Source organism: Flavicella sp., from assembly GCF_029238425.1.
GTDB lineage: Bacteria > Bacteroidota > Bacteroidia > Flavobacteriales > Flavobacteriaceae > Flavicella.
On the sequence record NZ_JAQWGB010000211.1, the window covers coordinates 1 to 10,067 of the forward strand.

7 protein-coding genes, 1 other RNA gene and 1 pseudogene are annotated in these 10,067 nt (G+C 34.7%); all 9 read left to right on the forward strand.

All coding sequences use genetic code 11. The features are described 5' to 3' along the window. Positions 1-47 precede the first annotated feature (47 nt). Positions 48-1,319, forward strand: a complete 1,272-nt coding sequence (locus P8H68_RS14260; protein WP_300326664.1) for a YaiO family outer membrane beta-barrel protein — start codon at positions 48-50, stop codon at positions 1,317-1,319. 30 nt (positions 1,320-1,349) lie between these two features. Further along, positions 1,350-2,084 (forward strand): polyphosphate--glucose phosphotransferase, encoded by a 735-nt coding sequence (ppgK, locus tag P8H68_RS14265; protein WP_300326667.1) that lies wholly within the window; start codon positions 1,350-1,352, stop codon positions 2,082-2,084. Between the two features lie 165 nt (positions 2,085-2,249). Next, positions 2,250-2,927 carry a DUF4290 domain-containing protein gene (locus P8H68_RS14270; RefSeq protein ID WP_300326671.1) on the forward strand — a complete coding sequence of 226 codons (678 nt, stop codon included), beginning with the start codon at positions 2,250-2,252 and terminating at the stop codon, positions 2,925-2,927. A gap of 48 nt (positions 2,928-2,975) precedes the next feature. Beyond that, positions 2,976-4,286 (forward strand): UDP-N-acetylglucosamine 1-carboxyvinyltransferase, encoded by a 1,311-nt coding sequence (gene murA, locus P8H68_RS14275; protein WP_300326674.1) that lies wholly within the window; start codon positions 2,976-2,978, stop codon positions 4,284-4,286. A 143-nt stretch (positions 4,287-4,429) separates the two neighbouring features. Further along, positions 4,430-4,990 carry a nucleotide exchange factor GrpE gene (locus P8H68_RS14280; RefSeq protein ID WP_300326677.1) on the forward strand — a complete coding sequence of 187 codons (561 nt, stop codon included), beginning with the start codon at positions 4,430-4,432 and terminating at the stop codon, positions 4,988-4,990. An 82-nt stretch (positions 4,991-5,072) separates the two neighbouring features. After that, a complete protein-coding gene (dnaJ, locus tag P8H68_RS14285) occupies positions 5,073-6,200 on the forward strand; it encodes a molecular chaperone DnaJ (protein ID WP_300326680.1) in 1,128 nt (375 codons plus the stop codon). A gap of 140 nt (positions 6,201-6,340) precedes the next feature. Further along, positions 6,341-6,648, forward strand: an RNA gene (gene rnpB / locus P8H68_RS14290) — RNase P RNA component class A. Between the two features lie 316 nt (positions 6,649-6,964). Beyond that, positions 6,965-9,739 (forward strand): bifunctional aconitate hydratase 2/2-methylisocitrate dehydratase, encoded by a 2,775-nt coding sequence (locus P8H68_RS14295; protein ID WP_300326683.1) that lies wholly within the window; start codon positions 6,965-6,967, stop codon positions 9,737-9,739. 113 nt (positions 9,740-9,852) lie between these two features. After that, positions 9,853-10,067: pseudogene (locus P8H68_RS14300) on the forward strand (Crp/Fnr family transcriptional regulator); the annotation flags it as partial.

A 10,067-nucleotide genomic window follows, 5' to 3' on the forward strand; every position in this document is an offset into this window, starting at 1 on the left:
AAGCATCCAGATAGTTTGAAATATGTGAATTATAAAAATATATTGAAATGAAAATATCTTATAAAAAATATTTAATTTTCATTGTTATGGTCTACTTAACGTCGGTGACTGTTTCGGCTCAAACTAAAAAGTTTGAGGGAGATCCTGATGAAGGTTTTAAGCAAGCTAGGGAAATGGCCTTCGATAAAAAAAGAGCAGAAGCACAAGTGTTGTTAATTTCTATTTTGGAGAAATATCCAACGTATTTAGATGTAAGATCTTTTTTAGCAAGTACCTATGCCTGGGATGGGGAATATAAAAAGGCTAGGAAACAATACGAAATGATATTAAAGGAAGATCCAAAACGAAGAAGAGATTGGGTTGCTGCTATCAATAATGAATTCTGGGGAGCTTCCCCTTATCATGCCGGGGAATTGGTGGATAAAGCATTAGTTCATTTTGAGAATGATGAAGAATTTAGACTTTTTGAAGCGGTTGTACAGGAGAAAACACAGCATAGGAAAGAAGCTTTAAGAATCGTTGAAAAAGTTTTAGAGGAGAACCCTGAGAATGAAAATGCGATTAAATATAAAGAAAAGCTTACTTTTTTATTGAGCTATAATTCAATCGGGATTAGGACTGCTGTGAATATTTATGCTCGCAACGAGCGTGACATGATGGAGTATTATACTATAAACTACGGAAGAGATACAAAATATGGTTCTTTGATAGCTAAAGTCAATGTTGATAGAAGATTTGGAGATACAGGAGTACAATATGAGTTGGATTTATATCCAAGAATAGCAAATGGTCTTTATGCATATGTGAGTGGTGGTTATTCTAATACGTCTTTATTTCCTCAGTGGAGATATGGATTTGAGTTGTATAAAAACCTTCCTAAAAGTTTTGAAGTTTCATTGGGGTTTAGAGGGTTAGAATATACGGATACCACTATTATTTATACAGGATCTGTTGGCTGGTATACAGGTAACGCCTATTGGTCGTTTAGAACTTATTTGACACCGGGTGGAGCAGGAACTAGTAAGTCGGGTACATTGACTTATAGAAAATATAGAGCAGATGCAGATAATTATTTTGGTGTTGGTGTAGGGATAGGGTTTTCTCCAGAGTTTGATCCTTATCCAATTGATGAAACAAATGCACCTACTTTTGATTTAAAGTCTCAAAAGATAGATGTCAATTATTTTTTCTCTACAAAAGATAAAAAACATTTTTTTGGTACCGGAGTGGGAGTATCACATGAGGAAAAAATCAATGATAGAGGGAATTACTTTTTAGTGTTTTTTGCAGGGGTAAGTTATGATGTAAGATTTAAATGATTATTTTTAAGACAAACAAATAAATTACATATGGAAATATTAGGAATAGATATTGGTGGTACAGGTATTAAAGGAGCTATTGTAAATGTAGAAACTGGAGATTTGGTTTCAGAACGACATAGAATCCCCACGCCACTGGGTGCTAAACCTAAAGATGTGGCTACTGAAGTGGCTAAAATGGTGGAGCATTTTAATTGGAAAGGAAAAGTTGGTTGTGGATTTCCAACCATAGTTTCTAATGGAAAAGCGCGCTCTTTTGGAAATATTGACAAAAGTTGGGTAGGAGTTCAAATAGACGAATTGTTTTCAGAAAAGACAGGCTTGGAATTTTTTGTTGCGAATGATGCTGATGCTGCTGGTTTGGCTGAAATAAAATTAGGCGAAGGTAAGGGTGTTCCAGGAGTCGTTATTATGATTACGATTGGAACAGGCTTGGGCTCTGGAGTTTTTGTAGATGGTACCTTGGTTCCCAATGTAGAATTAGGAACGGTACCTTATAAGGATTATGAACGTTTTGAGTTTTATGCCTCTGATGCCGCCAGGAAAAGAGAAGATTTGTCCTATAGAAAATGGGGAAAGCGTTTTAAGAAATTTTTGCGTTTTACGGAAACAACATTTTCTCCAGATTTAATCATATTAGGAGGTGGAGCAAGTAAAAAAACAGAAAAATTTAAAGAAGCATTAGAGATAGATACTCCGGTGAAATCGGCAAAATATGAAAATAATGCCGGGATTATAGGAGCCGCTATGACTGCTGTTCAATAATTTATAAGATGCTTGTTATCCTTGTTGTATAACCAAATATATTTAGTTACTTTGCGAAAGTATTTGTGGATAGACAAAAACTCATTACTTCGTGTTTGTCCTATACCACATATGTAAACTACACAAATATAAACTACAGGTTTCTGTAATTATTTATAAGTATTAATGGAATATAATTTAGAATATAATTCGGATCGTCCTTTGATGATTATTCCTGAATATGGAAGACATATTCAAAAATTGGTGGATCACTGCGTAGCTTTGGAGAGCGATGAGGAAAGAAAAAAAATGGCGTATGCAATTGTTGATGTGATGGGGAACTTGCAGCCTCATTTAAGAGATGTGCCAGATTTCAAACATAAATTATGGGATCAATTGTTTATCATGTCTCGTTTTGAGTTGAATGTTGAAGCTCCTTTTGGGAAGCCTGATAAAATTGAATTAGAAGCAAAACCAGAACCGTTGCCATATCCAAAAATGGCTTCAAAATACCGCTTCTATGGTCACAACATTCAAACAATGATAAAGGTTGCTTTGTCTTGGGAGGAAGGTGAATTGAGAACTGCGCTTATTTTTAATATAGCGAATCACATGAAAAAATGTTATCTAAATTGGAATAAAGATACAGTAGATGATTCTGTTATTTTCAAGCATTTGAACGATTTGTCTAATGGAAAGATAAATTTGACTGATAGTGATGAAGTTTTGTCATCTAGTAGTAGTTTGATAAAAAAGACAGCCAATTCAAGAGGCGGTTCAAATCATCAACATAAAAATCATAAAAACAAGAATAATAAAAACAATAGAAACTATAAAGGACATCAGAACCGACATAAAAATTAGTTTTTATTTACTTCACCTCATATAATTACTACAAAATACCTTTCGTAAATGGCAATATTTAAAATTGAAGGAGGACACAAATTATCGGGTTCGATAACTCCTCAAGGAGCAAAGAATGAAGCTTTGCAAATTATTTGTGCGGTGTTATTAACGCCAGAAAAAGTTAGAATTGAGAATATTCCAAATATCATCGATGTAAATAAATTGATTTTTATTTTGGGAGAATTAGGCGTTAAAATTGAAAAACACGATGTAAACACCTATACATTCCAAGCCGATGATATCAATTTGGAGTATTTAGAATCACCAGAATTTAAAAGAGATGGTAGTTCTCTTAGAGGTTCTATTATGATTGTAGGGCCCTTGTTAGCAAGATTTGGGAAAGGATATATTCCGAGACCTGGAGGAGATAAAATTGGTCGTAGAAGGTTAGATACTCACTTTGAGGGATTCATCAAGTTAGGTGCTACCTTTAGATATAATAGAGAAGAACACTTTTATGGAGTAGATGCCGAAGAGTTGTTTGGTACCGATATGTTATTAGATGAAGCTTCAGTAACGGGAACTGCAAATATTTTAATGGCTGCTGTTTTAGCAACAGGTAAAACAAGTATTTATAACGCAGCGTGTGAACCGTATATTCAACAATTGTCAAAAATGTTGAATAGTATGGGAGCAAAAATTACCGGAGTAGGTTCTAATTTGCTAGAAATTGAAGGTGTAAAAGAATTGAAAGGTTGTACTCATCGCGTATTGCCTGATATGATTGAAATCGGTAGTTGGATAGGGATGGCAGTAATGACCAAATCTGAAATGACCATTAAAAACGTGAGCTGGAAAGATTTGGGACAGATTCCTAGAGTATTTCAAAAATTAGGAATCAATCTTGAAAAAAGAAATGATGATATTTATATTCCTGCGCAAGAATCTTATGAGATTCAGAATTATATAGATGGTTCATTTTTGACGGTGTCTGACGCTCCATGGCCAGGTTTTACGCCGGATTTGTTAAGTATAGTATTGGTGGTTGCTACACAAGCTAAAGGATCTGTATTGATACATCAGAAAATGTTTGAGAGCCGTTTGTTTTTTGTCGATAAATTAATTGATATGGGAGCAAAGGTTATTTTATGTGATCCGCATAGAGCAACAGTAATTGGGATGGATCATCAATCTTCATTAAAAGCAACAACAATGACATCTCCTGATATTAGAGCAGGTATTTCTTTGTTAATTGCAGCTTTATCCGCACAGGGGACTTCTGTAATTCATAATATCGATCAGATTGATAGAGGTTATGAAGATATTGAAGGACGATTGAAAGCACTAGGAGCTAAAATAGAAAGAATAGAAGAATAATAGAAAATTATAGTTTTCACAAGGGATCCCTTTTCCAAAAGAAAAGGGATTTTTATATGAAATAGAACAATGACATTTTGACACAGTAAGAACAATGGCAATATTGTTGCATACTTACGAGTGTATTTTTAATTAACATTACAATGAGTACAGAAGAACAAACAAAAAACGAAGAAACACAAGAGCAAGATCAAGCTGTTTCTCAAGAAAATAATAATGAAGAAACTCAGGAAGAAAAGGCGGTAGAGGCGAAAGTTGAGCCAACTCCAGAGGAACTTATTCAAGCTGAAAAAGACAAATATTTACGACTTTTTGCAGAGTTTGAAAACTATAAAAAACGTACTTCTAAAGAACGTATTGAATTGTACAGAACGGCAGGACAGGATATAATGGTGTCATTACTGCCAATTTTGGATGATTTTGACAGAGGTTTGGCAGAAATCAAAAAAGTGAAGGATAAAGAATTGTTGAAAGGAATGACTTTGATCAATGATAAACTTTCTTCTGTTTTAAAGCAAAAAGGATTGGAAATTGTAGAAGCAAAGGCAGGTGATGTTTTTGATGGTGATTTGCATGAGGCAATTACACAAATTCCAGCACCTTCAGATGATTTGAAAGGTAAAATTATTGATGTAATTGAAAAAGGTTACAAATTAGGAGAGAAAGTAATTCGTTACCCTAAGGTTGTTATCGGACAAGCGTAAAACAATTAATAGTATACAACTGATGTAATTTTTTTGGTTGAAAGACTTAAAAATTAATGTTGGTTGCTAATGGAGTAAAAATATGGCAAAAAGAGATTATTACGAGGTGTTGGGATTATCAAAATCTGCATCCACAGGTGAGATAAAAAAAGGATACCGTAAAATGGCGGTTAAATACCATCCTGATAAAAATCCAGATGACAAAGAAGCTGAAGAGAAATTTAAAGAAGCTGCTGAGGCATATGAGGTGTTGAGTGATGATAATAAAAAAGCACGTTACGATCAATACGGTCATGCTGCCTTTGAAGGTGGTCAAGGCGGAGGCGGATTTGGCGGCTTCGGTGGAGGCGGTATGGATATGGATGATATCTTTAGCCAATTCGGTGATATTTTTGGAGGAGGCTTCGGAGGTGGAAGACGTCAGTCTCGTGGACCTGTTCGTGCCAAAGGAAGCAATCTACGTATTCGTGTAAAATTAACCTTGGAAGAAATAGCAAACGGAGTTGATAAAAAGGTTAAAGTTCGTAGAAAAATTCAAGCCAAAGGAGTAAAGTATACTACGTGTGGAACTTGTAATGGACAAGGTCAAGTAATGCGTGTTACCAATACGATGTTGGGTAGAATGCAAACAGCAGCTACCTGTCCTACTTGTAATGGTGCAGGGCAATCTATAAAAAGTAAACCTAGCAATGCCGATGCGCAAGGATTGGTTGTTTCAGAAGAAACAGTAACCATTAACATTCCTGAAGGAGTTACGGAAGGAGTGCAGTTAAAAGTTGCTGGTAAAGGTAATGAGGCCGCTGGAAACAATTCTGTTGCCGGTGATTTGTTGGTTGTAATTGAAGAAATTCCACACGAAAAATTAAAGAGAGAAGGTGTCAACCTTCACTATGATTTATATGTGAGTTTTTCAGAAGCTGTTTTAGGAGTTTCTAAAGAAATTGAGACAGTTACTGGAAAAGTGAAAATTAAAATCGAAGCTGGTACACAGTCAGGAAAAATATTACGTTTAAAAGGAAAAGGATTGCCAAGTATTGAAAGATACGGAACAGGTGATTTAATGGTACATATCAATGTATGGACACCAACTACTTTGGATAAGAAACAAAGAAAGTTTTTTGAAAGTATGTTAGACGATGAAAATTTCATCCCAAATCCAACAGTATCGGACAAGTCTTTCTTTGAGAAAGTTAAGGATATGTTCTCTTAAAAAGTAAAGAAAAAGTTATGTTTATTAAATATAAATAAACTATCTTTGTAGAGTTATTAACTTCTTGGTTAATAACATCTTTTTCATAGCAATTTTCCCACTCTGGTCACAGAGTGGGTTTTTTATGGAATATAAATATAAAAGTAGGCCATCTTATCGTCTTGGATTTATTCAGGAAAGGAAAGTCCGGACATCATAGAGTAGTATAGCGGATAACATCCGTCCAACGTGAGTTGAGGACAAGTGCAACAGAAAGCAAGTACAGTTCGGCTGTAGTGAAACCAGGTAAACTCTATACGATGCAATGCCATGTACATTGGAGCTTGAGGGCTACTCGCTCGATTCCAAGGGGTAGGCAGATGGATTCCATAAGTAATTTTGGAACTAGATAAATGATAAGAGTCTGTGTAAACAGAAACAGGATCCGGCTTATCGGCCTACTTTATTTTTTTACCACTTTTTAGAGATTATTGATTCTGTAAAAAATGAATAAAATTAGAAAATACTACTAAAGTTCTGATTGTTTGCTGTGAAATTTTTAATGTATTCGTAAAAAAAGTCGGCATTATTGAGAAAATTTATAATTTAAGTATTCCTAAAATTCTAATCTCATTTATATTTATCATTTAATCGATATGATGGTGAGACCCCTTTTAAATACAAGGTATATTTTGTAATTTTGCATCAAATTATTAACAAATAGATAGATATAGTATTTGATACATGTTGAATGAAATACTAAAACTATAAATTCCTAATATATTATGAGCATATACAACGATTACATTAAGCAGATCGAGGAAAGAAAAGGTCAGGGGTTACATGCCTTACCTATTGATGGAGCTGAATTATTAAGCGAAATTATTTCTCAAATTAAAGATTTAAATAATGAGTATAGAGAGGATTCTCTTAACTTTTTCATTTATAATGTTGTACCTGGTACGACAAGCGCTGCTGGTGTAAAAGCAAAATTTTTAAAAGAAATTATTCTTGGTACTTCTGTAGTTAAAGAAATTACACCAAGTTTTGCTTTGGAATTGTTGTCTCATATGAAAGGGGGACCTTCTGTAGAAGTGTTGTTGGATTTAGCTTTGAGCACTGAGGCAATCGCTGAAGAGGCTGCAAAAGTATTGAAAACTCAAGTATTCTTGTATGAAGCAGATACGGAGCGTTTGGAAGCTGCTTACAAGTTAGGAAATGAAATCGCAAAAGATTTATTAGAAAGTTATGCTAAAGGTGAGTTTTTTACAACATTACCAGAAGTAGAAGAAGAAATTGAAATTGTAACTTATATTGCTGGTGTTGGTGATATTTCAACAGATTTATTATCTCCAGGAGCGGATGCACATTCACGTTCTGATCGTGAGTTACATGGTCAATGTCTTTTTGAGCATAACAAAGAAATGCAAAAAGAATTGAGTGCATTGAAAGCAAAACACCCAAATAAGCGTGTGATGTTGGTTGCTGAAAAAGGAACGATGGGAGTAGGATCTTCTAGAATGTCTGGTGTGAATAACGTAGCATTATGGACAGGAATTCAAGCAAGTCTATATGTACCTTTTATTAATATTGCTCCGGTAATTGCAGGAACAAATGGTATTTCACCAATTTTCTTAACTACAGTTGGTGTAACTGGTGGTATTGGAATTGATTTACAAAACTGGGTGAAGCAGTATGATGCTGATGGTAAAGTGATAGTAGATGAAGAAGGTGAGCCAGTATTAAAAGAAAACTATTCTGTTGAAACAGGAACTGTTTTGACAATTAATACAAAAGAAAAACAATTATACAAAGATGGGGAAGCTGTAAAAGATATTTCTGCAGCGTTAACTCCTCAAAAAGTTGAATTTATCAAAGCAGGTGGATCATATGCAGTTGTTTTTGGTAAAAAAATTCAAACTTTTGCTGCCAAGACTTTAGGAATTGATGTTCCTGCGGTATTTGCTCCTTCAAAAGAAATTTCTGTAGAGGGACAAGGATTGACAGCAGTAGAAAAAATATTTAATAAAAATGCAGTAGGGAATACTCCAGGTAAAACTTTACATGCGGGTTCTGATGCTCGTGTAGAAGTTAATATTGTAGGTTCTCAAGATACTACAGGATTGATGACTTCTCAAGAGTTAGAATCTATGGCTGCAACAGTAATCTCTCCGATAGTTGATGGTGCTTACCAATCAGGATGTCATACAGCATCAGTTTGGGATAATAAATCAAAAGCAAATATTCCTAGATTGATGAAATTTATGAATGATTTTGGTTTGATTACAGCACGTGATCCTAAAGGAAACTACCATGCAATGACAGATGTTATTCATAAAGTATTGAATGACATTACTGTTGGTGATTGGGATATTATCATCGGTGGTGATTCACATACGCGTATGTCAAAAGGTGTTGCTTTTGGAGCGGATTCAGGAACAGTTGCCTTAGCATTGGCAACAGGAGAGGCAACAATGCCAATTCCTCAATCTGTTAAAGTAACCTTTACAGGTGAAATGAAAGGGTACATGGATTTCCGTGATGTAGTGCATGCAACACAGCAACAAATGTTAAAGCAATTTGGTGGTGAAAATGTATTCCAAGGAAGAATCATTGAGGTACATATTGGTACGTTGACAGCGGATCAAGCATTTACATTTACTGACTGGACTGCAGAGATGAAAGCAAAAGCTTCTATCTGTATTTCTGAAGATGCTACTTTGATTGAATCATTGGAAATTGCTAAAGGTCGTATCCAAATCATGATTGAGAAGGGTATGGACAACGCGAAGCAAGTTCTTAAAGGGTTGGTAGATAAAGCGGATGCAAGAATCGAGGAAATCAAATCTGGTGCTAAACCAGCATTGAGACCAGATTCTAATGCAAAATACCATGCAGAAGTTGTGGTTGATTTGGATGACGTTTTAGAGCCAATGATTGCGGATCCAGATGTAAATAATGAAGATGTTTCTAAACGTTATACTCATGATACTATTCGTCCATTATCATTTTATGGCGGTACAAAATCTGTTGATTTAGGATTCGTTGGATCTTGTATGGTGCATAAAGGAGATATGAAAATATTAGCTCAAATGTTGAAAAACATAGAAGCGCAACAAGGAAAAGTTGAATTCAAAGCACCATTAGTGGTAGCACCTCCTACATATAATATTGTAGATGAGTTGAAAGCAGAAGGAGACTGGGATGTATTGACTAAATATTCTGGATTTGAATTTGATGACAATGATCCTAAAGGAGCAGCTCGTACAAAGTATGAAAACATGTTATACTTAGAGCGTCCGGGTTGTAACCTTTGTATGGGGAACCAAGAAAAGGCAGAACCAGGTGATACAGTGATGGCAACGTCTACTCGTTTGTTCCAAGGAAGAGTTGTAAAAGATTCTGGAGAGAAAAAAGGAGAGTCTTTATTGTCTTCTACACCAGTAGTTGTATTGTCTACAATTTTAGGTAGAACACCAAATTTAGCTGAATATCAAGCGGCTGTTGAAGGAATTAACTTAACAAAGTTCAAACCTTCAAGTAAGTTGTTAGTTCTTTAATAAGAATTGATTTAAATATTTTAAAAGCCTGAGTTTTTTACTCAGGCTTTTTTTGTTTTAAAATATTGTAAGGATTGTGATCTATTATCGTCTTGAAATAATAAAACGGTTCGATGTCAAATATTTGGTTCTTAGAAAATATAAATCTATTTCAGAAATTATGTCCTCATAAATTTAAGGAGTATAAAAATTGTCACGATTTCGATCTTTACAAGAAAAGTGATTATGTTTATTTTTCTGAGGATGCTGCCAATAAAGTGTACTTGATAGAAAAAGGAAAAGTAAAAATTGGGTATTACACAGAAGAGGGTGAGGAGGTTGTAAAAGC